Origin of the sequence: Paraburkholderia lycopersici (assembly GCF_900096975.1) — a bacterium.
Lineage (GTDB): Bacteria > Pseudomonadota > Gammaproteobacteria > Burkholderiales > Burkholderiaceae > Paraburkholderia > Paraburkholderia lycopersici.
In genome coordinates this window covers 12,501-39,389 of sequence record NZ_FMYQ01000041.1, presented here as the reverse complement: position 1 = coordinate 39,389, position 26,889 = coordinate 12,501, and the positions used below count along the sequence as shown (strand labels likewise).

Genomic DNA, 26,889 nt, shown 5'->3' with positions numbered 1-26,889 from the left:
GAACCCCATGATTACCCCACAGGAAGCGCTCCAACGCACGATCGAGCACCGCGAGATTTTCCACGACGAGATGCTCCATCTCATGCGCCTCATCATGCGCGGCGAACTTTCGCCCGTACTCTCGGCCGCCATCATCACCGGCTTGCGCGTGAAGAAGGAAACCATCGGCGAGATCACGGCGGCCGCGACCGTGATGCGCGAATTCGCGCATCACGTCGAGGTCAAGGACAACGCGAACTTCATCGATATCGTCGGTACCGGCGGCGATGGTTCGCATACCTTCAATATTTCCACGGCTTCGATGTTCGTCGCCGCGGCAGCGGGCGCGAAGGTCGCGAAGCACGGCAACCGCGGCGTATCGAGCAAGTCGGGCAGCGCGGACGTGCTCGAAGCGCTCGGCGTGAACATCGACCTGCAGCCGGACCAGGTGGCCGCGTCGATCGCCGAAACGGGCATGGGCTTCATGTTCGCGCCCAACCATCATCCCGCGATGAAGAACATCGCCGCCGTGCGCCGCGAACTGGGCGTGCGCACGATCTTCAACATCCTCGGGCCGCTCACGAATCCGGCCGGCGCGCCGAACCAGTTGATGGGCGTGTTTCATCCGGATCTCGTCGGCATTCAGGTGCGCGTGATGGCGCGCCTCGGCGCGAAGCACGTGTGCGTCGTGTACGGCAAGGACGGCATGGACGAAGTGTCGCTCGGCGCGGCGACGCTCGTGGGCGAACTCAAGGACGGCCAGATTCGCGAGTACGAGATTCACCCCGAGGACTTCGGCATGCAAATGGTCTCGAACCGCTCGCTCAAGGTCGAAAACGCCGACGAATCGAAGGCGATGCTGCTCGGCGCGCTCTCGAACGAGCCGGGCACGCCGCGCGAAATCGTCGCGCTGAACGCGGGCACGGCGCTCTACTGCGCGAACGTGGCGGATTCGATCGCCGACGGCATCGTGCTTGCGCGCGAAACGCTCGCAAGCGGCCGCGCGCGCGCCAAAGTCGACGAACTGGTACGCTTCACGCAACAGTTCAAACGCTGATCCAGCACCGTTTTTCCCGGACATCATGAGCGACATTCTCGACAAAATCATCGCCGTCAAGCGCGAAGAAGTGCGCGCGGCGCAGCAGAGCGCACCGCTCGAAGAACTGCGGCTCGAAGCGAGCGTGCGCGATCTGCGCGACTTCGTCGGCGCATTGCGCGCGAAGCACGACAACGGCCAGGCGGCCGTGATCGCCGAAGTGAAGAAGGCGAGCCCCTCGAAAGGCGTGCTGCGCGAAAACTTCCAGCCCGCCGGGATCGCGCGCTCGTACGCCGAACACGGTGCAGCCTGCCTTTCCGTGCTCACCGACGTGCAGTTCTTCCAGGGCAGCGCCGCCTACCTCGAAGCCGCGCGCGCCGCCTGCAACCTGCCCGTGCTGCGCAAGGACTTTATCGTCGACCCGTACCAGATCGTCGAAGCGCGTGCGATGGGCGCCGACGCGATCCTGCTGATCGCCGCCGCGCTGGAGCCCGGCCAGATGCGCGACCTCGAAGCGCTTGCGCATTCGCTCGGTCTCGCCGTGCTCGTCGAAGTGCACGACCGCAACGAGCTCGAACACGCGCTCACGCTGAAAACGCCGCTCATCGGCATCAACAACCGCAATCTGCGCACGTTCGAAACCACGCTGCAGACCACCATCGACATGCTCGACGACGTGCCGGAAGGCCGCATCGTCGTGACCGAGTCGGGCATTCTCTCGCGTGCGGACGTCGAGAAGATGCGCGCGCTTTCCGTGCACACGTTCCTCGTGGGCGAAGCGTTCATGCGCGCCGAGCAGCCGGGCGAGGAACTCGCCCGCATGTTCTTCTGACCGGACACCGCGATGGCCATCGAACGCGAAATCAAACTCGCGCTGCCGCGCGACCAGGTGGACGCGGCGCTACGTCTGTTCGAGACGCGCGCCGGCGAGCCCGGTCGCGCCGTCAAGCTCGAAAACGTCTACTTCGACACGCCCGCGCTCACGCTCGCGCGCGCGAAGAGCGCCCTGCGCCTGCGCCGCGCGCCCGAGGGCTGGCTGCAGACGTTCAAGACCATCGGCGTGGCGCAAAACGGTCTGCACGCGCGGCACGAGTGGGAAATGCCGGTGGCGGGCGAAGCGCTCGAAATCGGCAAGCTGCTGCACGAGTGCGACGAAGCGGGCGTTTCGACGGCGCTCTCGGATGCGGCTGCGACTCTGATCCCGCTCTTTCGCACCGACTTCACGCGCACGCTGTGGGCGCTCGAAGTCGACGGGGCGCAGGTGGAGGCGGCCGTCGACCAGGGCGAGATCACCGCGGACGTGAACGGCGCAACGCGCCGCAGACCGATCTGCGAAATCGAACTCGAACTGAAGGCCGGCGACGAAGCCGCGCTGCACACGCTCGCTGCGGAACTCGCAAAAGCGCTGCCGGGCGTCGCGCCCGACGATACCAGCAAGGCCCAGCGCGGATACAAGCTGCGCGAAGGCTGAGAACGGCGTGCCGCGCCGATTCCAAACCCGCGCGGACGCTCGGCAGACATAAACAGGCGCAAACACGCGAACGGACACGAACAGGCGTGAATCGGCGCAAACAGGCGCGGTTAGTTGCAACGCCGTGCCAAAGCCGCAAATGCCTGTCCTGCCGCGCGCCTGCCGGATTGAATCGCCGCGCGATTGCTGCGACACTTGCCGCCCATGACCTCCACGAAACGCCCGCGCGGCGCGATGCCGGTGCAAGCTTCGCTCTTTGACGACGAGTTGCCCGACACGGCGCTTGCCACGCTCGACGCGCCGACTCTGCCCGAAGTCGACCCGCGCCAGATCACGATCTTCTCGCTTTTCGACGACGCCGAATTCCCGGCGCCCGCCCACGCGCCCGTCAGCACGCCCGCTCAAGCCATGTCCAAAGAATCCGCCACGCCGCCGGCCGCGACCGCGCCCGGCACGACGACGCGCCTCGAAGACCAGTTCGACGCGCTGCCCGCCGCCTGGCGCGAACTGCTCGCGCCTTTCATCGCGAGCGACGCTTACGCGCCGCTCTGCCGCTTCGTCGACGACGAGCGCGCCGCCGGCAAAACCGTCTACCCCGCCGATGTGTTCCGCGCGCTGCGCCTCACCTCGCCCGACGAAGTGAAGGTCGTGATTCTCGGCCAGGACCCGTACCACGGCGAAGACCGCGGCACGCCGCAAGCGCACGGCCTCGCGTTTTCGGTGCCGCCTTCGGTACGTCCGCCGCCGTCGCTGCGCAATATCTTCAAGGAAATCACGGCAAGCCTCGGCATCGAGGCGCCCTCACACGGCTGCCTCGACGCATGGGCGCGCCAGGGCGTGCTGCTGCTGAACACCGTATTGACCGTCGAGCGAGGCAATGCCGCGAGCCACGCCAAACGCGGCTGGGAGCGCTGCACCGACACGCTGATCCACGAACTTGCCGTGCGCCACGAACATCTCGTGTTCATGCTCTGGGGCGCGCACGCGCAGAACAAGCGCGCGCTGCTCCCGGGTGCGCACTGCGTGCTGGAAGCGCCGCATCCGTCGCCGCTTTCCGCGCATCGCGGCTTTCTCGGCTGCGGGCATTTCGCGCAGGCCAACGCGTATCTGCGGGCGCATGGCCGTCAGCCGATCGACTGGCGCTTGCCCGAGGAAGGCGTCGTGCTCGCCTGATCCTCGCATCGCGCAACGCCGCGCAATGAAAAACGCCACGAAATTGCTTTCGTGGCGTTTCTGCTTTTACGGCAGTCAACCGGCAGCGTTATGCCGCAGCAATCGCCTCGCGCGCGCTCGCGAGTGCCGCACTTGCCGCTTCCGGGCCCATGTTCAGGCCTTCGGCGTAGATGAAGTTCACGTCGGTCATGCCGAGGAAGCCGAGGAACGACTTCAGGTACGGCGTCTGGCTGTCGTGCGGCGTGCCCTGGTACTTGCCGCCGCGCGCCGAGACCACGAACACCTTCTTGCCCGTCACGAGGCCTTCCGGACCGTTCGCGCCGTAGCGGAACGTGATGCCGGCGCGCGCGATCCAGTCGAAGTACGTCTTGAGCTGCGACGAGATGCCGAAGTTGTAGAGCGGTGCGCCGATCACGACGATGTCCGCTGCCTGCAGTTCCGCGATCAGCGCTTCGCTGCGCGCGGCGATGGCCTGCTGCTCCGGCGTGCGCTGCTCGGCGGGCGTGAAGAACGCGCCGAGAACGGCGTCGTCGAGATGCGGCAGCGGATCGGCTTGCAGGTTGCGCGTGACGACTTGCGCGCCCGGATTCGATTGTTGCAGCCTGGCCGTCAATTCGTTGACGAGCAGCGTCGACTGGGCGCCTTGCGAGCGGGCGGCGGAATTGATTTGCAGGATCGTGGTCATGGTGGCTCCTTCGGGTCTCAGTTGCGCAACGTTGCGCGAGTGAAGGCATTGTGTTTTTTTGCTGCGCCCCGAAAAAGTAGTCCGCCGATGACGGATTGTTGCAGCGATAGAACAATCGCCGGCATGAAAACGGCGCGGGCGTCATGCCCCGCGCCGTTTTCGGTGTCGCCGCGCGAACGACTGCGCGAAACGCAGCCTCTCGCGTCGTGCGATCAGGCCGCCAGCCAGCGCTCGCGCAGGCCGCGCACGGCCGCGCGCTTGTCCGCGGCGGTGAGCTTGTAGCGCGCAATATCGGGCGCATCGAGCGTCAGGCGCGCAATGCGCAGCTCGTCGCGGCGAAACGCGTGTATCTCGACCTTCGCGCCGGGCTGATAACGCGAGAGCAGCGTGTCGAGATTCGAACCCGTCACGCGCAGGCCGTCGAGCGCGACGAGCGCGTCGCCGGCCGAAAGCCCGGCCTTCTGCGCCGCGCCGCCTTCGTAGACCACCGCGAGCGTCGCGTCCGCGCCGCCGCGCAGGCGTGCGCCAAGCGAAGGCTTCGCGCCGCGTTCGGGCTCGCCTTCGAGCGTCACGCCGAACGGCTCGAACAGCGCCGCGAGCGGCAGATCGCGCGTGCCGCGCACCGCGTCGCTAAAGAGCGTGCCAAGCTCCACGCCCGTCGCCTCGGCAATCAGCGCCTCGACGTCGTCCTCACCCACGCCGACCGGCTTGCCGCGATAGAAGTCGCGTCCATAGCGCTGCCACAGGAGGCGCATGACGTCGTCGAGCGATTTGCGCCCGTTCGTTTCGGCGCGAATGGCCAGATCGAACGAGAGCGCGACGAGCGAGCCCTTCGTGTAGTAGCTCACGATCGAATTCGACGCATTCTCGTCCTGGCGGTAGTACTTCACCCACGCGTCGAACGAGCTTTCCGCGACGCTCTGCTTGAGGCGCCCCGCGCCGCGCAGCACGCCGGCTATCGTCTTGCCGAGGAGACCGAAATATTCGTCGGCGGAAATGAGGCCGCTGCGCACGAGCATCAGATCGTCGTAATAGGACGTGAAGCCCTCGAAAAGCCACAGGAGCGACGTGTAGTCCTCGCGCGCGAGGTCGTACGGCACGAATGCGGCGGGCTTGATGCGCTTCACGTTCCAGGTGTGGAAGTACTCGTGGCTGCACAGGCCGAGATAGGTGCGGTAGCCTTCCGACGTCTCCGGCTTGCCCTTCACCGGAAGGTCCGTCCGGTTGCAGATGAGCGCCGTCGATGCGCGATGCTCGAGGCCGCCGTAACCGTCGCTCACGGCCTGCGTCATGAACACGTAGCGCTCCATCGGCGCGCGCTTCGTGCGGGGCTCGAAGAGCGCGATCTGCGCCTCGCAGATCTTCTTGAGATCGGCGGCCAGACGTTCGGTGTCGAGCGACACCACGCGGCCCGCGATCACGATGTCGTGCGGCACGCCATGCGCCTTGAAGCTCGCGAGCGTGAACTCGCCAAGCGTGACCGGATGATCGATCAGCTCGTCATGGCACGAGGCCGTATATTCGCCGAAGCCGTAGCGCTTGGTGCCGCGCGCCTCGGCGAGCGCCGTGCCGACGCGCCAGTGACGGTACGCATGGCCGTCGGGACGCTGGATATCCACGACATGCTGGGCCTCCTCATGGCCGAGCGCCGCGAGAAACACGCTCGTGCCGTTGAAGAAGCCCACCGTGTCGTCGAGATGCGCGGCGCGCACCGACAGGTCCCACGCGTAGACCTCGTAGCGCAGCGTGAGCGCGCCCTTCACGGGCGCGGCCTGCCACGAATGCTTGTCGGTCTTCGTCACGCGCACCCTGCGGCCGGCGTCGTTGAACGCGCGCAGCGCGACGATATTGCGCGCGAACTCGCGCACCATGTAGCTGCCCGGAATCCACACGGGCAGCATGAAGCGCTGGCCCTCGGGTGCGGGATCGACGAGTGTGAGCGTCACCTCGAACAGATGTGCGGCGGGATTCTTCGGGACGATGGTGTATCGGATCGGCTTCATCGGCGGGATCGGTGAGAGGTTCGGTCAGCGGACACGGAATGCGATTACGGCACGCGCGGCGGGCAAAACGCGCCGGACAAAAAAGCACCGGCCGCGAAGGCGGCCGGCGGGTTCAGGCGTGGCTTCAATGTGCGCCGTTCAATCCGCGCTCCAGCCGCTCGGCGCTGACCGCGCCGGGCAGCCGCGTGCCGTCCGCCAGGATCACGGTGGGCGTGCCGGTCACGTTCATCTTCGCGCCGAGCGCGAGATTGCTGTCGATCGCGGCCGTGTCGCAGGTGCCGGCCGCCGTGGGCGCCTTGCGGTCGACCATCCACGACTCCCACGCCTTCGCGCGGTCGGACGAGCACCAGATCTGCTTCGCCTTCGCCGTCGAATCGGGCGAGAGCACCGGGTACAGGAAGGTGTAGACCGTCACGTTGTCGATCGACTTGAGCGTGCTTTCGAGCTGATGGCAGTACGGGCAGTTCGGATCGGAGAACACGGCCATCTTGCGCTTGCCGTCGCCCTTGACGACCTTGACCGCGTTGTCCAGCGGCAGCTTCGCGAAGTCCACCCGGTTGATCTCGTTGAGGCGCGACTCGGTGAGATTGCGATGCGCCCTGGTGTCGATCAGTTCGCCGTTGAGCACGTAGTCGCCGTTGGCGTCGCTGTAGACGATCTGCGTGCCGAGATTGATTTCGTAGAGGCCGGGCATGGGCGCCCGCGTGATGCCCTTGATGTCGCCGGCGTCGATGCCGAGGCGCGACTGCAGCGCCGACCTGATCTTGTCGGTGGTCTGATCGGCCTGCGCCGAGCAGCCGAGCGCCGAGGCAGCCGCCGCGAGCGCGAGCGCGGCGACGCGCGTGGTGTAGTGTCTGCGCGTTTGCATGGAATGCGTTCCTGATTCGGGCGCGCCGCGCAATGCTGGCGCGCGCAAGGTTCCGTTGGATGGCCGCGCGGCGGGCGCAGAAAGCGCTGGCTTCGCCGGCACCGCAGAGCGAATACGCCCATTCTAAGCCGCACCGGGCCGCGAGCACCGAAATGCCCGCTGCGGCGGCAGGCGCGTGGCCGTCAGCCGAGCGCCGAGGCCACGAGCCAGCGCTTGAGCAGCGGCTGCGCGCCCACGAAGGCCATGCCCGTGTTGCGCACCGCGCGGGCGAGCGTGCCGGGAACCGAGAAGAGCCGCTGCAGGCCGTCGGTGGCGACGACGAGCTTCTGGATGTCCTCGCGGCGGCCGCGTTCGTAGCGGCGCAGCAGCACGGTGTCGCCGAGGTCGCGGAACGCCTCTTTCTTCGCGACGACGTCGACGAGCGCGGCGACGTCGCGCAGGCCGAGGTTCACGCCCTGGCCGGCGAGCGGGTGGATGAGATGCGCCGCGTCGCCGACCAGCGCGACGCGCGGCGCGATCAGGCGATCGACGGTCTGCAGCGAAAGCGGAAAGCCGCGCGCGGGCGTCACGCATTCGAGCGCGCCCAACTGGCCCTGCGAAACGCGCTCGACTTCGGCGGCGAGCTGCTCCGGTTCGAGCCCGAGGAGCGCGTCGGCGTGCTCCGTCTGCGCCGACCAGACGAGCGACACGTGCTGGTCAGGCAACGGCAGCAGCGCGATGATCTCGCCCTCGCGGAACCACTGGTACGCCGTTTCGCCGTGCGGCTTCTGCGCCAGAAAGTTGGCGACCACGCCCGTTTGACGGTAATCGCGCCGCGCGACCTTCGAGCCGATCTGCGAGCGCACCCACGAATGCGCGCCGTCGGCGCCGACCGCCAGATCGGCTTCGATCGTGCGGCCATTCGCGAGGCCGATGACGGCGGCGTCGGGCTTCACGTCGAGTGTCTGCGCGCGCGTATCGATCCACGTGAGGTTGGGCTGGAAGTGCAGCGCCGCGTCGAGCGCGCGCTCGACGACCGACGACTCGGCGATCCACGCGAGCTGCGAAACGGAAGCCTGATACGCCGAGAAATGCAGCTCTGCGGCGGCGTCGCCGAATACGCGCATGTCGAAGACGGGAGTGAGGCGCGCGGCGTCGACGGCCTGCCAGACCCGCAACCGCTCGAACAGCGCCTGCGAACTGCGCGAGAAAGCGTAGACGCGCGCGTCGAACACGGCGCCGGCCGGCAGCGACGCGCAGGGCTGCGCGAGCAGCGCCACGCGCAAGCCGCCCTGGGTCAGCGCGAGCGCCGCCGACTTGCCGACGAGCCCGCCGCCGATCACGGCGACGTCAAAGGTCTGGTTGCTTGCAGTCATCCGCGCATTATAGCCGCGAGGACTTGTCTGACAGGGACGGATGGGGCATTGTTGCGACGCAGCAAAGAACGCGCGCCGCCCGACGCTACAAGGCGTCGCAGCGCGAATGCGCGACTCGCGGCGGCTACCGGCGCGGCCCGCCCCGAACCCGCCGCCGGAGAAGGTTACAATTACGGTTTTCGTGACCCGCTGACCCGCGTCACGCCCCCCGACGTGCCACCTGCGCCGCCCCGCCCGCCGCCTGCGCTTTCGCGAGACGCCCGGACCCGGGCGCTTCGCGCGCGGCGAGCCGCACGTCACCACCCTGACATGCAGAGATTTTCATGAGCCTCAAATGCGGCATCGTCGGCTTGCCCAACGTCGGCAAGTCCACCCTGTTCAACGCGCTGACCAAGGCGGGCATCGCCGCCGAAAACTATCCGTTCTGCACCATCGAGCCGAACGTCGGCGTGGTCGAGGTGCCCGATCCGCGCCTGAAAGCGCTCTCGGAGATCGTCAAGCCCGAGCGCGTCGTGCCGGCCGTGGTCGAGTTCGTCGACATCGCGGGCCTCGTCGCGGGCGCGAGCAAGGGCGAAGGCCTCGGCAACCAGTTCCTCGCCAACATCCGCGAAACCGACGCCATCACGCACGTCGTGCGCTGCTTCGAGGACGACAACGTGATCCACGTGGCGGGCAAGGTCGATCCGCTCGCCGACATCGAAGTCATCAACACCGAACTCGCGCTCGCCGACCTCGGCACGGTCGAGAAGTCGCTCACGCGCTATTCGAAGGCCGCGAAGTCGGGCAACGACAAGGAAGCCGCGAAACTCGTCGCCGTGCTCGAAAAGGTGCGCGCGCAGCTCGACCAGGCGAAGCCCGTGCGCGCGCTCGACCTGAACGAGGACGAGCAGGCGCTCCTCAAGCCGTTCTGCCTCATCACCGCGAAGAAGACGATGTACGTCGCGAACGTGAAGGAAGACGGCTTCGAGAACAACCCGCACCTGGAAGCCGTGCGCAAGTACGCCGAGGCCGAAGGCTCGCCCGTGGTGGCCGTGTGCGCCGCGATCGAAGCCGAAATCGCCGATCTCGAAGACGAAGACAAGGCCGCATTCCTCGCCGACATGGGCATGGACGAGCCGGGCCTCGACCGCGTGATCCGCGCGGGCTTCAAGCTGCTCGGCCTGCAGACCTACTTCACGGCCGGCGTGAAGGAAGTGCGCGCGTGGACGATCCACGTCGGCGATACGGCCCCGCAGGCCGCGGGCGTGATCCACACCGACTTCGAGCGCGGCTTCATCCGCGCGCAGACCATCGCGTTCGAGGATTTCGTCCAGTACAAGGGCGAAACCGGCGCGAAGGAAGCCGGCAAGATGCGCGCCGAAGGCAAGGAATACGTCGTGCGCGACGGCGATGTGATGAACTTCCTGTTCAACGTCTGAGACACCGCCGCCCGAACGATCGAAGCCCGCCTCCGCGCGGGCTTTTTTTTGCGCCCCGCTTCGCTCACCATAACAAGACAAGACGAGAGACCATCGACATGCACCTGCCCGGAACCCCGCACGCCACACGCATCTCCCGCTTCGCCGCCACACTCCTGACGCTGCTCTGCGTCGCCGCGCCCGCCTTCGCGTTCCAGCCCACCTACGCGACGCCCGACGAAACTGATCTCGACAACCACCACAGCTACCAGAACCGCTCGGGCGACACCGTCCACTCGCCCGCCCACTCTCGCTCGGGCCGCGTGCCCGAGGGCGCGAGCGCCCAGTGCCGCGACGGCACCTACAGCTTCAGCCGCCACCACAGCGGCACCTGTTCGCGGCACGGCGGCGTCGGGCGGTGGCTATAGGCCGGACGACATAGGCACCGCGTGCCGCCACGAACCCGCCACGCCCCCGCCACGACGGCCAAGGCGACGAGCCCGCCCGCCGCCTGCCCGGTTCCTCCCCCCATCGCCCGCGCCCCGTACAATAGCGGCTTGCGCAACACCCCCATTTCGCGGTTCCGACACGGCGCGCGCCGCGTCCCGCCCCCTTTTCCCGTTTCTCCAAAGACACTCTCATGGCCCAATACGTCTTCACCATGAACCGGGTCGGCAAGATCGTGCCGCCCAAGCGCCAGATCCTGAAAGACATCTCGCTGTCGTTCTTCCCCGGCGCGAAGATCGGCGTGCTCGGCCTGAACGGCTCGGGCAAGTCCACGCTCATCCGGATCATGGCCGGCGTCGACAAGGACATCGAAGGCGAAGCCACGCCGATGCCCAACCTCAACATCGGCTATCTGCCGCAGGAGCCGCAGCTCGATCCGGAAAAGACCGTGCGCGAAGCCGTCGAGGAAGGGCTCGGCGACGTGTTCAACGCGCAGAAGAAGCTCGACGAGATCTACGCGGCCTACGCCGAACCCGACGCCGACTTCGACGCCCTCGCCGCCGAGCAGGCGAAGTACGAGGCGATCCTCGCGACCGCCGACGGCGGCAGCCCCGAGCAGCAGCTCGAAGTGGCCGCCGACGCGCTGCGCCTGCCGCCGTGGGACGCGAAGATCGGCAATCTCTCGGGCGGCGAAAAGCGCCGCGTCGCGCTCTGCAAGCTGCTGCTCGAAAAGCCCGACATGCTGCTGCTCGACGAACCGACCAACCACCTCGACGCCGAATCGGTCGAGTGGCTCGAACAGTTCCTCACGCGCTTTCCGGGCACCGTCGTCGCCGTGACCCACGACCGCTACTTCCTCGACAACGCCGCCGAGTGGATTCTCGAACTCGACCGCGGCCACGGCATTCCCTGGAAGGGCAACTATTCGAGCTGGCTCGACCAGAAAGAAGAGCGCCTGAAGCAGGAAGAGGCGTCGGAATCGGCGCGCCAGAAGGCCATCAAGAAGGAACTGGAGTGGGTGCGCCAGAATCCGAAGGGCCGCCAGGCGAAGTCGAAAGCGCGGATCGCGCGCTTCGAGGAACTGTCGAGCCAGGAATACCAGAAGCGCAACGAGACGCAGGAAATCTTCATTCCGGCCGGCGAGCGTCTCGGCAACGAAGTGATCGAGTTCAGGAACGTCAGCAAGTCGTACGGCGATCGTCTGCTCATCGACAACCTGAGCTTCAAGATTCCGGCGGGCGCGATCGTCGGCATCATCGGGCCGAACGGCGCCGGTAAATCCACGCTGTTCCGGATGCTCACGGGCCAGGAGCAGCCGGATTCGGGCGAAATCGTGCAAGGCCCGACCGTCAAGCTCGCCTACGTCGACCAGAGCCGCGACGCGCTGGCCGCCGACAAGACCGTGTTCGAGGAAATCTCGGGCGGCGCGGACGTGCTGACCGTCGGCAAGTACGAAACGCCGTCGCGCGCGTACATCGGCCGCTTCAACTTCAAGGGCGGGGATCAGCAGAAGGTGGTCGGCAACCTCTCGGGCGGCGAACGCGGCCGTCTGCATCTGGCGAAGACGCTCATCTCGGGCGGCAACGTGCTGCTGCTCGACGAGCCGTCGAACGACCTCGACGTCGAAACGCTGCGCGCGCTCGAAGACGCGCTGCTCGAATTCGCGGGCTCGGTGATGGTGATCTCGCACGATCGCTGGTTCCTCGACCGCATCGCCACGCACATCCTCGCGTTCGAAGGCGACTCGCAGGTCACGTTCTTCGACGGCAACTATCAGGAATACGAGGCCGACAAGGTCAAGCGCCTCGGCGAGGAAGCGGCGCGTCCGAAGCGTCTGCGCTACAAGCCGATCAGCCGGTAACCGGGAGGCGCGCCAGCGCCTTTCGCAAATCGACGGCAACGGCGGCCCTCGGGCCGCCGTTTCGTTTTGACCACGCGCATCGATCGTGCATCGAGCCACGCGCGGCACGGCGGTTGCGCGAAAGCCGCTACGCTTGAGTCCTCAAGCCCGTTCCCCGCAAGGAATTCCGCATGGCGATGCCGCTCCGCAACCGGGTTCTCCTCATCGTGGCGATCGTCGTCGCGCTGCTCGCGCTCGCGGCGCTCGTCACGCTCTACGCGCTCCAGCGCGAGGCGAAGGCCTACGTGGAGCGCGCGCTGGCGCCCGTCGGCACGGCGGCGCACGTCGACGTCGCGTTCGACCTCTCGTCCGTCGAACTCGCCGACGTGCGCCTGAAACCCCCGCCCGACTGGCCCACCGCCGACACGCTCCACGCCGCCCGCATCACGATCACGCCCGACTTGCGCGCCCTGTTTTCGCACCGCGTGCATATCCGCAGCATCGTCGTAAGCGACTTCACAATGACGGTGCTGCGCCGCGAGAGCGGCTCGATCCTGATCCTGCCGAATCTGCGCGATTCCATGGCGCAAGGCTCGCAGCCCGCAAGCGGCGCGCAGGGCGAACGCAGCCTGCCGCAGGAAAAGGTCATCGACCATATCGGTTTCGAAAACGGCGCATTCGAGTTCTACGACCGCTCGGTGAGCAATCCGCCGTGGCGCGTGACGGTGAACCGCGCGCTGGCGAGCGTCGACGATATCCATCTGCCCGCGCTCGCGGAGCCCACGCGCATCTCGGTAACGGGAAACGTCGTCGGTCCCGCGCATACGGGCCGCGTCACGTTCGACGGCTGGATGCGGATCGCGAGCAAGGATTCGCAGACGCACACGACACTGCGCGGCGTGGACGTGAGGACGATCGATCCATATCTGCTGAAAAAGGCCGGCGCGAAGGCCAACGTGGCCGGCGGCACGCTGGACCTCGATCTCACCTCGACCGTACGCGGGTATCACCTGCATGCGCCGGGCACGGTCACGCTGCACGACCTGCAACTCGCGCAAAGCAACGACCCTGTCGACACGTTTCTCTCGATCCCGACGCGCGCCGCCGTGGCCGCGCTGAAGGCGCACAAGGGCGCGATCACGCTGCGTTTCGTGCTCGACGGCAACCTGCGCGATCCGAAGTTCAAGCTCAACGAAAACCTGATGACGGAGCTGCGCGCCGGATTCGCGCAGGCGCTCGGCGTGAGCGCCGAGGGCGTGGCAAAGGGCGCCGGGCAAACGGCGAAGGGCATCGCCGACGCATTGCGCAGCTTGTTGCAGCCGGTGGCTCCGGCGCCCGCTTCGAAATGAAGCGGGCTCAGACCGGCAGGCCGAGCTCGCGCAGTCTCGCGTCGGTGGCGGCGTTGGTCGTGTGGTGCACGCCATGCCAGCCGAGCGCCGCGGCGGCTTCGGCGTTGCGCGCGTTGTCGTCGATGAATACGAGTTCCTCGGGCCTCACGCCGGGCAGTTGCGCCTCGATCCGGCGGAACATCTCGTGGAAGATCGCCGGATCGGGCTTCACGAGCTTCACGCGCCCCGACACGACGACGTCGCGGCAGCGCCGCAAGATGCCGAAGCGCTCCCACGCCCAAGGAAACGTCTCCGCCGACCAGTTGGTGAGGCCGAAGACCGGCACACCCGCGGCCTCCAGACGCTCGAAGGTCGCGACGCCGCCGTCGAGCAGCCCACCGATCATCTCGTGCCAGCGCTCGTAGAACGCGCGGATCAGCGCCTCGTGCGCGGGGAACGCCGCGACCAGCGCTTCGGTGCCGACGGCAATCGGTTCGCCGCCGTCCTGGCGGATCACCCAGTCCATCTTGCAGACGTGCGTGAGGAACCAGCGGCGCTCGTCGTCGTCGGGAATCAGCTTGCGATAGAGGTATTCGGGGCTCCAGTCCACGAGCACCCCGCCGAAATCGAACACGACCGCCTTGATCGTCATGCGCTTGCTCCGCTTGAATGCAATGGGAATGCCGAAGGAAATCAGATCGGCTGCGTGCGCTTTTCGAGCCACGCAAGCGCCTCGCCGCTCACGTGCGGCGCAATGCGCACGCGCACGGTCTGATGGTAGGCATTGAGCCATGCGCGCTCGTCCTCGCGCAGGAGCGCGAGATCGATGCAACGCGTGTCGATCGGGCAGAGCGTGAGCGTCTCGAAGCGAAGGAACTCGCCGAATTCGGTCGTTTCGGCGCGCTGGTTCAGCACGAGATTCTCGATCCGCACGCCCCACTTGCCCGGCCGGTAAATGCCCGGTTCGATCGAGGTGATCATGCCCGCTTCCATCACCGTCCACGGCTCGGCCGGCGCGTAGTGCGAGATGACCTGCGGCCCTTCGTGCACGTTCAGGAAGTAGCCCACGCCGTGGCCCGTGCCGTGGCCGTAGTCGGCGCCCGCCGCCCAGATCGGCGCGCGCGCGATGGCGTCGAGCATCGGCGAACGGATGCCGCGCGGGAACTGCGCGCGCGAGAGCGCCATCATGCCCTTGAGCACGAGCGTGAAGTCGCGCTTTTGTTCCGCGCCCGGCGTGCCTACCGGCACGACGCGCGTGATGTCGGTGGTGCCGTCGAGGTATTGGCCGCCCGAGTCGATGAGCAGCAGGCCGTCGCCTTCGATCACGCTGTGCGACTCGGGCGTGGCGCGGTAGTGCGGCATGGCGCCGTTCGCGTTGAAGCCCGCGATGGTCGCGAACGAGAGCGACTTGAAACCCGCACGGCGCGCGCGCGCGGCAGAGAGCTTTTCGTCGATGGTCAGCTCGGTGATGGTCTCGCGGCCGAGCGCCGCCTCGAACCAGGCGAAGAATTCGGCGAGCGCCGCGCCGTCCTGCTCCATGGTCGCGCGCACGTGGCCGGCCTCGGCGGCGGTCTTGCGCGACTTGAGGAACGTGCTCGGATTGACCGACTCCACGAGCTTCACCGCCGGCGACACCGCCTGCAGCAAGCCATAGGTCACGCGGCGCGGATCGACGAGCAGCGCCGCCTTCGCGGGCAGCGCCGCGAGCGCGGCGGCCGCGCCGGCATACGGTGCGACGCGCACGTTGTCTTTCGCGAGCACCTGCGCGAGCGTCTCGCTCACCTTGCCGTCGGCGACGAAGAGCGTTGCCTCGTCCGGCCCGATCAGCGCGTGCGCGACGAACACGGGGTTGTAGTTGACGTCCGCACCGCGCAGATTGAAGAGCCACGCGAGGTCGTCGAGCGTCGAGATGAAGTGCCACTGCGCGCCCTTCTCCGCCATCGCGCGGCGCACCTGCTCGAGCTTGCCGGCGCGGCTCGTGTCGGCGTGCGGCGCGACGTGCTCGTAGACGGGATCGAGCGGCAGCGACGGCCGGCCCTGCCAGACGTCGTCGAGCAGATCGAGGTCGGTGCGCAGCGCGATCTCGCGCGCCTTGAGCGCGTCCGCGAGCGCGCGCGCCGAGGCCACGCCGAGCACCGCGCCGTCCACGGCCACGGCGCCGCCCGCGCTCACGTTCTGCGCAAGCCAGTCGATGTGCGGCGCGCTTTGCTGGCCGCCCGTCATTTTCATGAGCTGGATGCCGGTCCCGGCGAGTTGCTGCTCGGCTTGCACCCAGTAGCGGCTGTCCACCCAGACGCCCGCGAAATCCTTCGTCACGACGAGCGTGCCCACGGAGCCGGTGAAGCCCGAGAGCCATTCGCGCCCCTGCCAGCGACGCGGCAGATATTCGGAGAGATGCGGATCGGCGGAGGGTACGAGGGCGGCATCCACGCCGGCGCGCGTCATCGCAGCGCGCAACGCGGCAATGCGCTCGGGAATCGAGGAAGTTTCGGGGAGTCGGGCGTTCATGTTTTCACCTGCGAAGAATTCGAAGCGGGATAGCTGAATACGATGGTGCGGCCACGTTTCGGCCACGAATCGGCCAGATAAGGCGCTCAGCAAGGGCCGGCGGCGCGGCTAGGGCCGCCGCGCGCGCAGCGCGACGCTCAGGCCTGCGAAAATGAGCGCGAGCGCCGCGCAAAGCGGCCATTGAAGCAACTCGCCATCGTAGAAAAGGCCGGTCGCACTGCCGGCTTCGTTAGCGAGCGCCGCGCCGAGCACGCCGGCCGCGACCGCCAGCGCGAGTCCGTGACGGGCGGCACCGCGCAAGGGATGGAGCCACCATCCCGCACAGCCCACCACCAGTCCGAGAACAACGATACCGGGCCAGCCCATTAAAGACTCGTCCCATAGATTTTCGGACAAGTCTGATAGGGCCGCCGAAGTGCGAGGGCTAGCATTTCTCTCTTGGCTATGTCTCTTTTTAACTGGAAAACGGTCGGCTCGGCGCTTCCCGCGTAGCGGTTGAGTGTAGGGGGCGGGATGGCGCAAGGCAAGCGCGCTGGCACCCGCCGCAGCCGCACTCCCTCGTATGCGAATCGCCCTTGTCGAACCGGATGCCCGTCAGGCTGAAGCCGTCGTCCGCCTGCTCATTGCGGGCGGGCACGCATGCCAGCACTTTCCGCTCGGCGCGCAGTTCTTCCAGACGCTCGAAGAAGAAACCTTCGACCTCCTCGTCGCGGCGTGGTGGTGCGGCGATACCGGCGCCGACGAACTCATTCCCCAAGCACGCAAGCTGCTGCCGGGCCTGCCCGCCATCGCGCTGATACTCGCTCCGCACGAAAGCGAGATCGTCGCGAGCCTGCAAGCCGGCGCAGACGACTGCATCGCCAAGCCCGTGCGCGGCCCCGAAATGCTCGCGCGCATCGACGCCCTCCTGCGCCGCGCCGGCGTGCGCCGGCCGCGTAATCGCGCGCGCCACGGCTTTGGCGACTACCTCTTCGATTCGGGGCGCTACGAAGTGTCGTTTCGGGGCCGGACCGTCGTACTCACGCCGAAGGAATATCGCTTCGCGCTGCTGCTCTTTACGAACGCATCGCGCCCCGTTTCGAGGGCGCGCATCCTCGAAACGGTCTGGAATCTGAACCGCGACGTTCGGTCGCGTACGCTCGATACTCACGCCTCCCGGCTGCGCAGCAAATTGCAGCTCGGACCCGAGTACGGCTGGCGTTTGACGACTTTGTACGGTTTCGGCTACCAGCTCGAAAGGCTTCCTTTATCCCCCACCGCAGTGTCGGACTCTGACGACAAGAACGTCGGAAGCGAGGAAAAGTTATAATATCCGCCTAAATCTCGCCCCCACGGTATGCAGCTTCTAACGATCGGAATCAATCACCACACCGCGCCCGTCGCCTTGCGCGAACGCGTGGCGTTTCCGCTCGAACAGATCAAGCCCGCCCTCGCCCTGTTCAAGGAAGCGTGGTCCGGCAAGCGCTCGCTGAACGCGCCGGAAGCCGCCATTCTCTCTACCTGCAACCGCACCGAACTCTACTGCGTAACCGACGCGCAGAGTTCGCGCGACGCCGCCGTGGGCTGGCTTTCGCAGTATCACGGCATCCGCGAAGAGGAGCTTGCGCCGCACGTCTACACGCTGCCGCAGTCCGAAGCGGTGCGTCATGCGTTCCGGGTGGCTTCGGGGCTCGATTCGATGGTGCTGGGCGAGACGCAGATCCTCGGCCAGATGAAGACCGCGGTGCGCACCGCGACCGAAGCGGGCGCGCTCGGCACGTACCTGAACCAGTTGTTCCAGCGCACCTTCGCCGTGGCGAAGGAAGTGCGCGGCACAACCGAGATCGGCGCGCAGTCGGTTTCCATGGCCGCCGCCGCCGTGCGCCTCGCGCAACGCATTTTCGACAAGATCGCCAATCAGCGTGTTCTGTTCATCGGCGCGGGCGAGATGATCGAGCTGTGCGCCGCGCACTTCGCCGCGCAGCAACCGCGCGAGCTCATCGTGGCGAACCGCACCGCCGAGCGCGGGCGCTACGTGGCGGAGCGTTTCGGCGGCCGCTCCATTCCGCTTTCCGATTTGCCCGCCCGCATGCACGAGTTCGACATCATCGTCTCGTGCACGGCGTCCACGCTGCCCATCATCGGGCTCGGCGCCGTCGAACGCGCGGTGAAGGCGCGTCGTCACCGCCCCATTTTCATGGTCGACCTCGCCGTGCCGCGCGATATCGAACCCGAAGTCGGCCAGCTCGAGGACGTGTTCCTCTATACCGTCGACGACCTCGGCACGATCGTGCGCGAAGGCAACGCCTCGCGCCAGGCGGCCGTGGCGCAGGCCGAGACGATCATCGAATCGCGCGTCGAGAACTTCATGCAGTGGCTCGACTCGCGCAGCATCGTGCCGGTCATCCGCCACATGCACACCCAGGCCGACACGCTGCGCCGCGCCGAACTCGAGCGCGCCCGCAAAATGCTCGCGCGCGGAGACGACCCGTCGGCCGTGCTCGAAGCGCTTTCGCAGTCGCTCACCAACAAGCTGATCCATGGTCCTACGCACGCGCTCAACACATCGCGCGGCGATCAGCGCGACTCGCTCATCGAGCTGATGGGCGGCTTCTACCGGCATGGCCAGCCGGCCAAAGCCAGCGACGCCGCGCAGCCCGCGGCCGCCGGCGCCGAAGCCGCGCCCGGCTCGGCCGACTCGTCCGGCTCTTCGGACCGTTAGCGACGTTCGGGCCCAGGCGCGCGCCATGCGCGCCCCGCACGACCGGGCGTCCTGCCCGCCTCCTCTCTCTCGCAGTTCTTTCCGGAGTTCGCTCCGCACCGCCCGATGAAAACGAGCATGCAATCGAAGCTCGACCAGTTGACTACGCGCCTGGCCGAGCTCAATGACCTGTTGAGCCGTCCCGACGTGACCTCGAACCGCGACCAGTACCGCAAGCTCACGCGCGAGCATGCCGAACTGGGGCCGGTGGTCGAGCATTACGCACAGTGGCGCCAGGCCAGGGATGACGAGGCCGCGGCAAAAGACCTGCTCTCCGACGCCTCCATGCGCGACTTCGCCGAAGAAGAGGTGAAGGCCGCTCGTGAGCGCATGGTGCAGCTCCAGCACGAATTGCAGATGATGCTGCTGCCGAGGGACCCCAACGACGAGCGCAACGTGTTTCTCGAAATCCGCGCGGGCACGGGCGGCGACGAATCGGCGCTGTTCGCGGGCGACCTGCTGCGCATGTACCTGCGCTACGCCGAGCGCAACCGGTGGCAGACCGAGATGATGTCGGCGAGCGAGTCGGACCTCGGCGGCTACAAGGAAGTGATCGTGCGCATCGCGGGCGAGGCCGCCTATTCGAAGCTCAAGTTCGAGTCGGGCGGCCATCGCGTGCAGCGCGTGCCCGCCACCGAAACGCAGGGCCGCATCCACACCTCGGCCTGCACCGTCGCCGTGATGCCGGAAGCCGACGAAATCGGCGAAGTCGAGATCAATCCCGCCGACCTGCGCATCGACACGTTCCGCGCCTCGGGCGCGGGCGGCCAGCACATCAACAAGACCGATTCCGCCGTGCGCGTCACGCACATTCCGACCGGCATCGTCGTGGAGTGCCAGGACGACCGCTCGCAGCACAAGAACAAGGACCGCGCGCTCAAGGTGCTCGCCGCGCGCATCAAGGACAAGCAGTACCAGGAGCAGCACGCGAAGGAAGCGGCCACGCGCAAGAGCCTCGTGGGCTCCGGCGACCGCTCGGAGCGCATCCGCACCTACAACTTCCCGCAGGGGCGGCTCACCGATCACCGCATCAATCTCACGCTCTATCGCCTCGAGGCGATCATGGACGGCGACCTCGACGAACTGATCGGCGCGCTCGTCTCCGAGCATCAGGCCGAGCAACTCGCCTCGCTCGGCGATGCGGATTGAGCACGGAGCCGACATGAGCGAGGCCGTTACCGCCGAGGCGTTGCTGCGCGCTTCGCCGCTGCCCGCGCTCGAAGCGCGCATCCTGCTCATGCAGGTGCTCGGCTGGCGCCGCACCGAGCTCATCACGCGCGGCGACGAGGTGCTCGACGCGGCGCGCGCGAAAACCTTCCGCGCACTCGAAGCGCGCCGCGCGCAGGGCGAGCCGATCGCGCAACTCGTGGGCGCGCGCGAGTTCTACGGCCTCGACTTCGACGTCACGCCCGACGTGCTGATCCCGCGCCCCGAAACCGAACTGCTCGTGGAAACCACGCTCTGCGCGCTCGAAGGCATCGCGCAGCCGCGCGTGCTCGACCTTGGCACCGGCAGCGGCGCGATCGCCGTGGCGATCGCCTCGGCGCGGCCAGACGCGCGCGTCTGCGCCGTGGACCGCTCCGCTGCCGCGCTCGACGTGGCCGCGCGCAATGCCGCAAAGCTGCTCGACCCGCAGCGCCCCGGCGGGCCGCCCGCGTTCGTGGCGGGCAGTTGGTACGACCCGCTCGATCCGGGGCTGCATTTCGAGGCGATCGTGAGCAATCCGCCGTATATCGCGAGCGGCGATCCGCATCTCGAGCAAGGCGATCTGCGCTTCGAACCGCGCGGCGCGCTGACCGACGAAGCCGACGGCCTCACCGCCCTGCGGACGATTATCGCGGGCGCGCCGGCGCGGCTCGCCCCTGGCGGCGTGCTCTGGATGGAACACGGCTACGACCAGGCGGCGGCCGTGCGCGCGCTGCTGGCCGACCGCGGTTTCGCCGATGTGCGCTCCGAGCGCGATCTGGCCGGCATCGAGCGCATCAGCGGCGGCCGTATTCCCTAGCCGGCCGGTTAAGAATGACCCCGGCCACGCCCGGCTCGCACGGGCGAAATCCGCTATCATTTCATCCTGCGTTCCAACGTATTCGGCATTAATCCAATCGCAAGGTCAGTCATGGACACCCAACAACGCATCAAGCAGATCGTCGATGAAAACGCCGTCGTCCTCTTCATGAAGGGCAACGCGCAGTTCCCGATGTGCGGCTTCTCCGGTCGCGCGGTGCAGATCCTGAAAGCCTGCGGCGTCGATCAGTTCAAGACCGTCAACGTGCTCGAGGACGACGCCGTCCGCCAGGGCATCAAGGAATTCTCGAACTGGCCGACCATCCCGCAGCTCTACGTGAAAGGCGAGTTCGTCGGCGGTTCGGACATCATGATGGAGATGTACCAGAACGGCGAACTGCAGCAGCTCTTCGCCGCGGCGTAATCGCCGTCACGGGGCGGCGCAGGCGCACCTCGTTGCGTCGTGCGCCCTGCCTCGTCCCTGGCGCGGCCCGCTACGCCGGCCCCGCGCCTGGCATGAGGCAATGCCCGCCTCCCGATCTTCCGCCTCGACTCTCCCGCCCGCTTCCGTGAACTTCGCCGCCCCCGCCTCGCCCGTTATCGCACAGCCCGCGCAACGTCGGCTGATCGTCGCGATCACGGGGGCCACGGGCGCGATCTACGGCGTGCGGATTCTCGACACGCTGCGCAGGCTGGGCGGCGTCGAGACCCACTTGCTGATTTCGGCGGCGGGCTGGCTCAACATCCAGCATGAGCTGCAGCTCACGAAAAACGACCTGCATGCACGCGCTGACGTCGTCCATTCGGTGCGCGACGTCGGGGCGACCATCGCTTCGGGTTCCTTCGCGACCGACGGCATGATCGTCGCGCCCTGCTCGATGAAGACGCTCGCGAGCGTCGCCCACGGCCTGTCCGACAACCTGATCGCGCGCGCCGCCGACGTCACGCTCAAGGAGCGCCGCCGCCTCGTGCTGCTCGTGCGCGAGACGCCGTTCAACCTCGCGCATCTGCGCAACATGACGACCGTGACGGAAATGGGCGGCGTGATCTTCCCGCCCCTGCCGGCGTTCTACAACCGGCCCGCCTCGATCGACGAGATGGTCGATCACACGGTCGCGCGCGTGCTCGACCTGTTCGCGCTCGGGCCCGCGCTCTCGCCGGCCTGGCCCGGCCTGCGCGGGGACGACGAATAACCTGCGGAAGGTTGCTCGTGCGGCCCGCCGATTATCAATACCGGCGACACAATCAATTCCCTTCCTCCTGGTTTAATTCGCACCGGTAGGCTCTTATATTGGTCGCAACGCGATATTTCCGGCCGCCGCGACGCGGCCAGCCCCCGATCATGACCACCCGCACGCCCACGCTGTTCCTCTCGCACGGCGCTCCCACGCTGCCGATCGATCCGTCGCTGCCCTCGGACGGCTTTACCGCGCTCTCGCAGCACCTGCAGCGTCCGCAGTCCGTGCTGATGCTTTCCGCCCATTGGGGCACGATGCGTCCCGCGGTGAGCACGGCTACGCAGCCGGAAACCATCCACGACTTCTACGGCTTTCCGCGCGCGCTCTACGAGATCCAGTACCCCGCGCCTGGCGCACCCGACATGGCGCAACGCGCCGCGGCGCTGCTGCGCGAGCAGGGCGTGCCCGTCGACGAGGAAGCGCACGGGCTCGACCACGGCGCATGGGTGCCGATGCTGCTGATGTTCCCCGACGCCGACGTGCCCGTCGCGCAGCTCTCGATTCAGCCGCGCGCCAACCCCGCGCATCACTTCGCGCTGGGCCGCGCATTGCGCGCGTTGCGCGACGAAGGCGTGATGGTGATCGGCTCGGGCCAGATCACGCATAATCTGCGCGAGGCGGACTTCTCGGCGCGCCCGGAAGACGCCGATCCGCGCGTGACCGAGTTCACCGACTGGTTCGAGAACCGCCTCGCGGCGCGCGACATCGACGCGCTGCTCGACTACCGCCAGCGCGCGCCGCATGCGGCGTTCATGCACCCGACCGACGAGCACCTGCTGCCCGTTTTCGCGGCGCTCGGCGCAGCCGACGACGACTACACGCTCGCCGTGCAGTCGCTCGGCACCTACCAGCGCGCGCTCGCAATGACTAATTACGTGTTCGGCAGCGCCGTGCAGTAAGACCGTCGCGTCCGTCACGGATGCAAAAAAGCCCGCCTGAATCGCTTCAGGCGGGCTTTTTCCCGTGCGGTCCGGGAGCGCCGCGCAACCAGGCGGCGCATCGGACATCGGTCGTGGCTTAGTGTGCGCCGATGCCTTCGAGCACTTCGTCGTGCTCTTCGCGTTCCTCCAGGTACGGCGAGCGGTAACCCGAATTCACGCCCCAGTAATAGAACACGAGCGAGAACAGCGCGACGACCAGCATGTCCCAGCCGTAGGGAATCAGGCCGCTGCCGCCGAACTCCTTGCTGCCGACCAGCGAGAGGATCGCCATGATCGGCAGGTACGCGCACAGCCACCATGCGGCCTTCAGATCCTGGCCCCAGCCGGCCCAGCCTTGCTTGCCCTGGAAGTAGAAGTACACGGGCAGCGCGACGATCATCAGCAGGATGATTTCGCCGGTCAACGGCCACTTCGCCCAGTACAGGATCATCGACGCGCAGACGAATGCGAACGGCGCGATCACCTTCATGAACGGCACGCGCAGCGGACGCTCGAGGTCGGTGGCGGCGCGTTTGAGCGCCATCAGACTGATCGGGCCGGTCAGGTACGAGATGACGGTCGCGACCGAGATCACCGCCGCGAGCGAACTCCAGCCGCGGAAGAAGAACATGAAGATGAACGAGACGAGCAGGTTGAACCACATGGCGTTACGCGGCACGCCGTAGAACGGATGCACGTTGCCGAACATCTTCGGCATCGTGTTGTTGCGCTCCATCGCGTAGATCATGCGCGAGGTCGTCGCCATGTAGGTCGTGCCGGTGCCGCTCGGGCTCACAAACGCGTCGATGTAGAGCAGGATCGCAAGCCAGTTCAGGTTCAGCGCGATCGCGAGTTCCGCGAACGGCGACTTGAAATTGAACGTGTTCCAGCCCTTCATGACGTCCGACGGCGAAACCGCGCCGATATAGGCGATCTGCAGCAGCACGTAGATCACGAGCGCGCAAACGATCGAGCCGATCACCGCGAACGGCACGCTCTTCGAAGGATTGCGCGCCTCGCCCGCGAGGTTGATCGGGCTCTGGAAGCCGTTGAACGCGAACACGATGCCGCTCGTCGCGACCGCCGTGAACACCGCCGACCAGCCATACGGCGCGAACGTGCTCGCTTCGCCGAAGTTCTCGTGGTGGAAGCCGCCCGCCATCAGGCCGGCGATCGTCAGGCCCGGGATGATGAACTTGAAGATCGTGATGGCGCTGTTCGCACGCGCGAACAGTTTCACGCCCCAATAATTGAGCATGAAGTAGATGATCACGAGAATCGCCGAAAGCCCGAGCCCTGAATGTGTCAGCGAGCCGTCGACGAAGAGCGCGTGCGCCCACTCATAGGGCCAGGTGCTCATGTACTGGATCGAGGCTTCGGCTTCGATCGGAATCACCGAGACGATGGCGATCCAGTTCGCCCATGCGCTGATGAAGCCCACCAGTGCGCCATGGGAGTAGCGGGCGTAACGGACCATGCCGCCCGATTCCGGGAACATCGCGCCCAGTTCGGCGTAGGTGAGCGCGATGGCCAGAATGACCACGGCGCCGATGATCCAGGCGCAGATGGCTGCCGGCCCCGCGATTTTCGCCGCCTTCCACGCGCCGAACAGCCAGCCCGAACCGATGATCGATCCGAGGCCGGTGAACATCAGCGCGAACGGGCCGATGTTCCGTTGAATAGAACTTTTCACGTCTTCTCCTGTTTCAAGAGCAGCTCGACACCACGATATCCCGTCTGTTGTACGGGCGGGTTTTTCGCAGAAGTCGTACCTCCCCGCGAAAGATGGCGCCTGTAGGCGCAACTTGCGCGCGGCGCGTAGTTTAACCGGTTGCACCCGGGAAAAGCGCCGAAAAGTCCCCCCTAATACAAAAAAGTGATTTGCTTATCAAGCTTTGTAAGGTTCCATTTCGACCCTGAAGCAAAAAAACATGAAGATTGCTTTGGACCTAGTTGACCTTCCTCGCAATTAGCCGTATAAAGTCCGAGCAGGATTTCAAGCGGCGAGTGTGAATTGGTCTTTCGTAGTTCGCCCATCAACGGTACTCCGGCTGGTCCCATACCCCTTCCTTGATTTTCGTGCACCTCTCGGGCTTCGGCCTTCATTTTTTTTAGGAAAGTAATATGGAAACCGGTACCGTCAAGTGGTTCAATGACGCAAAGGGCTTTGGCTTTATCACCCCGGACGGCGGCGGCGAAGATCTGTTCGCGCACTTCTCGGAAATCAAGGTTGACGGCTTCAAGACGCTGCAAGAGAACCAGAAGGTTCAATTCGAAGTCCGCACGGGCCCGAAGGGCAAGCAAGCTGCCAACATCAAGCCGGTCTAAGTACTGCGCGCCTGATCGCCAGGGCTTTCAGGATCTGGATTCAGACCTGACTGGTTAGCTTGCCGAAAACCCCACGCTTCTTCTGGAAGGTGGGGTTTTTTCTTGGCGGCCATTTTTCCTGAAGGGCGCGATCGCCCCGCGCGCGTTCAGCCGAACAGCCGCTGTGCGTGGATGCCGAGACCCGTCGCCACGCTCGCGAGACGATCGCCGAACACAGCCTGCGCTTGCGGAAACGCTTCGGCCAGCGCCTGCGTGAGAAATGCGAGGCCGGTCGAACCGCCCGTGAAATAGAGCGCACTCACCTTGGCAGGGGGGACACCCGCCGCCTGCACCGTCTCGCGCGCGGCCTGCACGATGCGGCGCGTTTCCTCGCGGCCCGCCTCGACGAGTTGCGCGTCGCCGAACGCAAGACGCAGGTCCGCCTCGACCGCCTCGAGATCGATCATCGTCTCCCCGCCCGCCGATACCCCGATCTTCGCCTCCTCCGCGCGCGCCGTAAGCGCATGTCCAAGACGCTCGTCGACTACGCGCATCAGCCGCTCGTGGTGGCGCGCCTCGCGATACAAATGGCGCATCAGCTTCAGTTCCGTGGTGCGCCTGGGCGTGTAGATCGTGTTGATGAGATGCCAGGTCGCCAGATCGAAGTAGATGCGGTTCGGCACCTCGCGGCCTTCAGGGTCGAGCGACTGGTAGCCCAGTTCGCGCAGGATGGTGGCGAGTTCGACGCGGCGGTCGAAGTCGGTGCCGGCGACGTGCACGCCATGGTGCGCGAGCACGTCGTCCTTGCGGTCGAGCCGCGCCATGCGATCCGGCCCCACGCGCACGAGCGAAAAGTCCGATGTGCCGCCGCCAATGTCGGCGACGAGCACGAGCCCTTCCTCCGCGAGCCGCGACTCGTAGTCGAACGCAGCCGCGATGGGCTCGTACTGGAACTCGATCTCGCGAAAACCCACGCCGCGCGCCGCCGCTTCGAGCTGGTCCTGCGCGAGCTGGTCGGCGCGCGGGTCCTCGTCGACGAAGAACACCGGACGTCCCAGCACCGCGCGCGTGATCGGCGCGCCCGAGCAGCGTTCGGCGCTGCGTTTCAGGTGCTCGAGAAAGATCGTGATGATCTCGGTGTAGCGGATCGCGCTGCCGTCGCCCAGGTCGGTCGTGCTCTCCGCGAGCGGCGAACCGAGGATGCTTTTCATCGAGCGCATCAGCCGCCCGTCGAAGCCGTCGATATAGGACGCGAGCGCCGCGCGACCGAATTCGCGCGTGTGTTCGTCGACGTTGAAGAACACCGCCGTCGGCAGCGTGGTGTGCGCGCCTTCCACCGGCGCGAGGCGCATGGCGCCGCCGGCCGCTGCGGGCAGCGCCACCGCCGAATTGGAGGTTCCGAAATCAATCGCGCAGAAGCTGGTCATGGCAAGGACGCGCCGCAGCGAATGCGCGCGAGAGAGGAAAGGTCGGGGGGACCGGCTTTGTAACATGAAAGCGCGGCGCGGGGCAACCGCGGGACCGTGATGCGGCCCCGCAAGCAAAAACGCGCGGCCCATGCCGCGCGTTTGGCTCGAAGAAAGCGCGGCC

At 66.7% G+C, this 26,889-nt stretch carries 25 protein-coding genes; 16 read left to right on the top strand and 9 right to left on the bottom strand.

Annotated elements, in window-relative coordinates:
• Positions 1–7: 7 nt before the first annotated feature.
• The 4 genes from trpD (at position 8) to BLU17_RS29730 (ending at position 3,659) form a co-directional block, all read left to right on the top strand.
• Positions 8–1,036 carry an anthranilate phosphoribosyltransferase gene (gene trpD, locus BLU17_RS29745; protein WP_092005528.1) on the top strand — a complete coding sequence of 343 codons (1,029 nt, stop codon included), beginning with the start codon at positions 8–10 and terminating at the stop codon, positions 1,034–1,036.
• A gap of 25 nt (positions 1,037–1,061) precedes the next feature.
• Complete coding sequence (gene trpC / locus BLU17_RS29740) at positions 1,062–1,847, top strand: indole-3-glycerol phosphate synthase TrpC (protein WP_092005525.1); 786 nt, start codon at positions 1,062–1,064, stop codon at positions 1,845–1,847.
• A 12-nt stretch (positions 1,848–1,859) separates the two neighbouring features.
• Positions 1,860–2,486 carry a CYTH domain-containing protein gene (locus BLU17_RS29735; protein ID WP_092005522.1) on the top strand — a complete coding sequence of 209 codons (627 nt, stop codon included), beginning with the start codon at positions 1,860–1,862 and terminating at the stop codon, positions 2,484–2,486.
• 408 nt (positions 2,487–2,894) lie between these two features.
• On the top strand, positions 2,895–3,659 hold the full coding sequence (locus tag BLU17_RS29730) for a uracil-DNA glycosylase (protein WP_425434158.1): 765 nt from the start codon (positions 2,895–2,897) through the stop codon (positions 3,657–3,659).
• 88 nt (positions 3,660–3,747) lie between these two features.
• Here BLU17_RS29730 and BLU17_RS29725 read toward each other — a convergent pair whose 3' ends face one another.
• The 4 genes from BLU17_RS29725 to BLU17_RS29710 all read right to left on the bottom strand — a co-directional run bounded on the left by BLU17_RS29725 (position 3,748) and on the right by BLU17_RS29710 (position 8,570).
• Positions 3,748–4,344: an FMN-dependent NADH-azoreductase gene (locus tag BLU17_RS29725; RefSeq protein WP_092005519.1), complete on the bottom strand. Its 597-nt coding sequence runs from the start codon at positions 4,342–4,344 to the stop codon at positions 3,748–3,750.
• Between the two features lie 212 nt (positions 4,345–4,556).
• The gene (locus BLU17_RS29720) at positions 4,557–6,347 is read right to left on the bottom strand and encodes a M61 family metallopeptidase (RefSeq protein ID WP_092005517.1); all 1,791 of its coding nucleotides are present in this window, start codon (positions 6,345–6,347) and stop codon (positions 4,557–4,559) included.
• A gap of 124 nt (positions 6,348–6,471) precedes the next feature.
• Positions 6,472–7,215: a DsbC family protein gene (locus tag BLU17_RS29715; protein ID WP_092005515.1), complete on the bottom strand. Its 744-nt coding sequence runs from the start codon at positions 7,213–7,215 to the stop codon at positions 6,472–6,474.
• Positions 7,216–7,397: 182 nt separating this feature from the next.
• Complete coding sequence (locus BLU17_RS29710; protein WP_092005512.1) at positions 7,398–8,570, bottom strand: UbiH/UbiF family hydroxylase; 1,173 nt, start codon at positions 8,568–8,570, stop codon at positions 7,398–7,400.
• Positions 8,571–8,893: 323 nt separating this feature from the next.
• On the opposite strand from BLU17_RS29710, the gene ychF reads away from it, so the two are divergent.
• The 4 genes from ychF (at position 8,894) to BLU17_RS29690 (ending at position 13,603) form a co-directional block, all read left to right on the top strand.
• On the top strand, positions 8,894–9,988 hold the full coding sequence (ychF, locus tag BLU17_RS29705) for a redox-regulated ATPase YchF (protein WP_092005509.1): 1,095 nt from the start codon (positions 8,894–8,896) through the stop codon (positions 9,986–9,988).
• Positions 9,989–10,086: 98 nt separating this feature from the next.
• The gene (locus BLU17_RS29700) at positions 10,087–10,395 is read left to right on the top strand and encodes a DUF3761 domain-containing protein (protein WP_092005506.1); all 309 of its coding nucleotides are present in this window, start codon (positions 10,087–10,089) and stop codon (positions 10,393–10,395) included.
• A 212-nt stretch (positions 10,396–10,607) separates the two neighbouring features.
• Positions 10,608–12,275: an energy-dependent translational throttle protein EttA gene (gene ettA / locus BLU17_RS29695; RefSeq protein ID WP_092005503.1), complete on the top strand. Its 1,668-nt coding sequence runs from the start codon at positions 10,608–10,610 to the stop codon at positions 12,273–12,275.
• Positions 12,276–12,445: 170 nt separating this feature from the next.
• On the top strand, positions 12,446–13,603 hold the full coding sequence (locus BLU17_RS29690) for a DUF748 domain-containing protein (RefSeq protein WP_092005499.1): 1,158 nt from the start codon (positions 12,446–12,448) through the stop codon (positions 13,601–13,603).
• Between the two features lie 7 nt (positions 13,604–13,610).
• Here the strand turns inward: BLU17_RS29690 and BLU17_RS29685 are convergent, their stop codons facing one another.
• From BLU17_RS29685 to BLU17_RS29675, 3 genes are all read right to left on the bottom strand, one after another.
• On the bottom strand, positions 13,611–14,234 hold the full coding sequence (locus BLU17_RS29685; RefSeq protein WP_092005573.1) for an HAD family hydrolase: 624 nt from the start codon (positions 14,232–14,234) through the stop codon (positions 13,611–13,613).
• 41 nt (positions 14,235–14,275) lie between these two features.
• Positions 14,276–16,090, bottom strand: coding sequence for an aminopeptidase P family protein (locus BLU17_RS29680; RefSeq protein ID WP_092005570.1), 1,815 nt, complete (start codon positions 16,088–16,090; stop codon positions 14,276–14,278).
• Positions 16,091–16,198: 108 nt separating this feature from the next.
• Positions 16,199–16,456 (bottom strand): hypothetical protein, encoded by a 258-nt coding sequence (locus tag BLU17_RS29675; protein WP_092005496.1) that lies wholly within the window; start codon positions 16,454–16,456, stop codon positions 16,199–16,201.
• Between the two features lie 196 nt (positions 16,457–16,652).
• Here BLU17_RS29675 and BLU17_RS29670 point away from each other — a divergent pair, with 196 nt between their 5' ends.
• The 7 genes from BLU17_RS29670 (at position 16,653) to BLU17_RS29640 (ending at position 22,971) form a co-directional block, all read left to right on the top strand.
• Entirely contained in the window at positions 16,653–17,399 is a 747-nt protein-coding gene (locus tag BLU17_RS29670; protein WP_092005492.1) for a response regulator transcription factor, read from the top strand.
• Between the two features lie 27 nt (positions 17,400–17,426).
• Complete coding sequence (gene hemA, locus BLU17_RS29665) at positions 17,427–18,791, top strand: glutamyl-tRNA reductase (RefSeq protein WP_092005489.1); 1,365 nt, start codon at positions 17,427–17,429, stop codon at positions 18,789–18,791.
• 105 nt (positions 18,792–18,896) lie between these two features.
• The gene (gene prfA / locus BLU17_RS29660) at positions 18,897–19,979 is read left to right on the top strand and encodes a peptide chain release factor 1 (protein WP_092005486.1); all 1,083 of its coding nucleotides are present in this window, start codon (positions 18,897–18,899) and stop codon (positions 19,977–19,979) included.
• 13 nt (positions 19,980–19,992) lie between these two features.
• The gene (gene prmC, locus BLU17_RS29655; RefSeq protein ID WP_092005483.1) at positions 19,993–20,835 is read left to right on the top strand and encodes a peptide chain release factor N(5)-glutamine methyltransferase; all 843 of its coding nucleotides are present in this window, start codon (positions 19,993–19,995) and stop codon (positions 20,833–20,835) included.
• Positions 20,836–20,946: 111 nt separating this feature from the next.
• Positions 20,947–21,258 carry a Grx4 family monothiol glutaredoxin gene (gene grxD, locus BLU17_RS29650; protein WP_028208749.1) on the top strand — a complete coding sequence of 104 codons (312 nt, stop codon included), beginning with the start codon at positions 20,947–20,949 and terminating at the stop codon, positions 21,256–21,258.
• A gap of 145 nt (positions 21,259–21,403) precedes the next feature.
• Positions 21,404–22,027, top strand: a complete 624-nt coding sequence (locus tag BLU17_RS29645) for a UbiX family flavin prenyltransferase (RefSeq protein WP_245747072.1) — start codon at positions 21,404–21,406, stop codon at positions 22,025–22,027.
• A 149-nt stretch (positions 22,028–22,176) separates the two neighbouring features.
• A complete protein-coding gene (locus tag BLU17_RS29640) occupies positions 22,177–22,971 on the top strand; it encodes a DODA-type extradiol aromatic ring-opening family dioxygenase (RefSeq protein WP_092005481.1) in 795 nt (264 codons plus the stop codon).
• A gap of 118 nt (positions 22,972–23,089) precedes the next feature.
• On the opposite strand, the gene BLU17_RS29635 is transcribed toward BLU17_RS29640, so the two are convergent.
• Positions 23,090–24,685 carry an APC family permease gene (locus tag BLU17_RS29635; RefSeq protein WP_092005478.1) on the bottom strand — a complete coding sequence of 532 codons (1,596 nt, stop codon included), beginning with the start codon at positions 24,683–24,685 and terminating at the stop codon, positions 23,090–23,092.
• A gap of 431 nt (positions 24,686–25,116) precedes the next feature.
• On the opposite strand from BLU17_RS29635, the gene BLU17_RS29630 reads away from it, so the two are divergent.
• A complete protein-coding gene (locus BLU17_RS29630; RefSeq protein WP_027797379.1) occupies positions 25,117–25,320 on the top strand; it encodes a cold-shock protein in 204 nt (67 codons plus the stop codon).
• Positions 25,321–25,466: 146 nt separating this feature from the next.
• Here the strand turns inward: BLU17_RS29630 and BLU17_RS29625 are convergent, their stop codons facing one another.
• Complete coding sequence (locus tag BLU17_RS29625) at positions 25,467–26,726, bottom strand: Hsp70 family protein (RefSeq protein ID WP_092005476.1); 1,260 nt, start codon at positions 26,724–26,726, stop codon at positions 25,467–25,469.
• Positions 26,727–26,889 lie beyond the last annotated feature (163 nt).

Bases quoted from the DNA above. Each gene is read 5' to 3' on its own strand.
- trpD (WP_092005528.1), top strand. From the start codon at position 8: ATGATTACCCCACAGGAAGCGCTCCAACGCACGATCGAGCACCGCGAG.
- trpC (WP_092005525.1), top strand. From the start codon at position 1,062: ATGAGCGACATTCTCGACAAAATCATCGCCGTCAAGCGCGAAGAAGTG.
- BLU17_RS29735 (WP_092005522.1), top strand. From the start codon at position 1,860: ATGGCCATCGAACGCGAAATCAAACTCGCGCTGCCGCGCGACCAGGTG.
- BLU17_RS29730 (WP_425434158.1), top strand. From the start codon at position 2,895: ATGTCCAAAGAATCCGCCACGCCGCCGGCCGCGACCGCGCCCGGCACG.
- BLU17_RS29725 (WP_092005519.1), bottom strand. From the start codon at position 4,344: ATGACCACGATCCTGCAAATCAATTCCGCCGCCCGCTCGCAAGGCGCC.
- BLU17_RS29720 (WP_092005517.1), bottom strand. From the start codon at position 6,347: ATGAAGCCGATCCGATACACCATCGTCCCGAAGAATCCCGCCGCACAT.
- BLU17_RS29715 (WP_092005515.1), bottom strand. From the start codon at position 7,215: ATGCAAACGCGCAGACACTACACCACGCGCGTCGCCGCGCTCGCGCTC.
- BLU17_RS29710 (WP_092005512.1), bottom strand. From the start codon at position 8,570: ATGACTGCAAGCAACCAGACCTTTGACGTCGCCGTGATCGGCGGCGGG.
- ychF (WP_092005509.1), top strand. From the start codon at position 8,894: ATGAGCCTCAAATGCGGCATCGTCGGCTTGCCCAACGTCGGCAAGTCC.
- BLU17_RS29700 (WP_092005506.1), top strand. From the start codon at position 10,087: ATGCACCTGCCCGGAACCCCGCACGCCACACGCATCTCCCGCTTCGCC.
- ettA (WP_092005503.1), top strand. From the start codon at position 10,608: ATGGCCCAATACGTCTTCACCATGAACCGGGTCGGCAAGATCGTGCCG.
- BLU17_RS29690 (WP_092005499.1), top strand. From the start codon at position 12,446: ATGGCGATGCCGCTCCGCAACCGGGTTCTCCTCATCGTGGCGATCGTC.
- BLU17_RS29685 (WP_092005573.1), bottom strand. From the start codon at position 14,234: ATGACGATCAAGGCGGTCGTGTTCGATTTCGGCGGGGTGCTCGTGGAC.
- BLU17_RS29680 (WP_092005570.1), bottom strand. From the start codon at position 16,090: ATGAACGCCCGACTCCCCGAAACTTCCTCGATTCCCGAGCGCATTGCC.
- BLU17_RS29675 (WP_092005496.1), bottom strand. From the start codon at position 16,456: ATGGGCTGGCCCGGTATCGTTGTTCTCGGACTGGTGGTGGGCTGTGCG.
- BLU17_RS29670 (WP_092005492.1), top strand. From the start codon at position 16,653: ATGCGAATCGCCCTTGTCGAACCGGATGCCCGTCAGGCTGAAGCCGTC.
- hemA (WP_092005489.1), top strand. From the start codon at position 17,427: ATGCAGCTTCTAACGATCGGAATCAATCACCACACCGCGCCCGTCGCC.
- prfA (WP_092005486.1), top strand. From the start codon at position 18,897: ATGAAAACGAGCATGCAATCGAAGCTCGACCAGTTGACTACGCGCCTG.
- prmC (WP_092005483.1), top strand. From the start codon at position 19,993: ATGAGCGAGGCCGTTACCGCCGAGGCGTTGCTGCGCGCTTCGCCGCTG.
- grxD (WP_028208749.1), top strand. From the start codon at position 20,947: ATGGACACCCAACAACGCATCAAGCAGATCGTCGATGAAAACGCCGTC.
- BLU17_RS29640 (WP_092005481.1), top strand. From the start codon at position 22,177: ATGACCACCCGCACGCCCACGCTGTTCCTCTCGCACGGCGCTCCCACG.
- BLU17_RS29630 (WP_027797379.1), top strand. From the start codon at position 25,117: ATGGAAACCGGTACCGTCAAGTGGTTCAATGACGCAAAGGGCTTTGGC.
- BLU17_RS29625 (WP_092005476.1), bottom strand. From the start codon at position 26,726: ATGACCAGCTTCTGCGCGATTGATTTCGGAACCTCCAATTCGGCGGTG.